This window comes from Plectonema cf. radiosum LEGE 06105, assembly GCF_015207665.1.
Classification (GTDB): Bacteria; Cyanobacteriota; Cyanobacteriia; order Cyanobacteriales; family Nostocaceae; genus Rivularia; species Rivularia radiosa_A.
Genome location: NZ_JADEWL010000312.1, coordinates 1 through 1,378, shown reverse-complemented (window position 1 = coordinate 1,378; position 1,378 = coordinate 1). Strand labels below are relative to the sequence as shown.

General features: G+C 39.1%; 1 protein-coding gene. It reads left to right on the top strand.

Translation table 11 applies throughout. From position 1 onward, the window contains the following. Nucleotides 1-66 precede the first annotated feature (66 nt). Nucleotides 67-1,359: a hypothetical protein gene (locus IQ247_RS32165; protein WP_193926239.1), complete on the top strand. Its 1,293-nt coding sequence runs from the start codon at nucleotides 67-69 to the stop codon at nucleotides 1,357-1,359. The last annotated feature ends 19 nt before the right edge of the window (nucleotides 1,360-1,378 follow it).

The window sequence follows — 1,378 nt, the reverse complement described above, 5'->3', positions numbered from 1 at the left end:
CCTCCCCACCTCTTCTGAAAACTTTATACTTGAATAGAAGAGTTTTTTAAAAAGGAGGGTCGAGAAATGACTCCCAATCCCGCCATTATGCAAGCTGTGGAAAAGCTAAACTATAGGGTCACTGTTGGTGATGTGGCTACACAGGCTGGATTAAATATCGAAATGGCAAATCAAGGTTTGTTAGCACTTGCAACTGATGCTGGGGGGCATTTGCAAGTGGCGGATACAGGTGATATTGTTTATCTTTTTCCCCGTAATTTCCGCGATGTTTTACGAAATAAATATCTGAGATTACAGTTAGAAGAATGGTGGAAAAAAATTTGGAATGTTCTGTTCTATCTAATTAGAATTTCCTTTGGAGTTGTCTTAATTCTTTCTATCGTCTTAATTTATATCGCTATTATTTTCATTGTTTCTTCTGCTTCCTCTGACCGCGATAATGATAGAGGTGGTAATTTTGGCGGTGGTTTAAGATTTTTCTACTTTCCAGATTTATTTTGGTTTTTTAGCCCAAATTATAATACTGGGTATCGCAGCCAGGGAAGACGACAGCGTGAAAGCAGCGAATTAAATTTCTTAGAAGCTATATTTTCGTTTTTATTCGGTGATGGAAATCCTAATTTAAATCTGGAAGAGCGCCGCTATCAAGAGATTGCATCTGTGATTCGTAATAATGGTGGTGCAGTAGTCGCTGAACAAATTACACCTTATTTAGATGATATTGGCGAAACATATCAACAAGAATATGAAGATTATATGCTGCCAGTTTTGACAAAATTTAACGGTAAACCGGCAGTAAGTCCTGATGGTGAAATTGTCTATTCTTTTCCAGAATTGCAGGTAACGGCTACCCAAAATAATCCCAAATCAATACCAGCTTATCTAAAGGAATTTTCCTGGAATTTTAGTAAAGCAACTTCCTCACAAGTAATGCTCAGCGCTGGATTAGGTGTAGTAAACTTTGTCGGTGCTTTAATATTAGGAGGATTGTTAGTAAATGGTACTCTAGCTAGAGAAATCGGAGGGCTGGTTGCTTTCGTTCAAGGAATTTACTGGTTACTGTTAGCTTACGGTGCTGGCTTTCTTGTAATACCTTTAGTACGATATTTTTGGGTAAAATGGCGTAATGATCAAATTAGCGATCGCAATCGTCAGCGTCAAGCAAGAGCGAAGCTGATAGCCGCTGCGGACGAAAAGTTACAGCAAAAAATCAACTACGCTCATCAGTTTGCCACAAATACTGTTATCGACAAAGACAATTTAGCTTACTCTACCGAAACCGATTTAATTCAACAAGAATTAGAACGCTCCGACCAAATTGACGCAGAATGGCGCAAACGGCTTGAAGAAGGGGGTTGATGGGGTGATGGGGTGATGG

Excerpts from the sequence above, each read along its gene's own strand:
- IQ247_RS32165 (WP_193926239.1), top strand. The coding sequence starts at position 67 with ATGACTCCCAATCCCGCCATTATGCAAGCTGTGGAAAAGCTAAACTAT.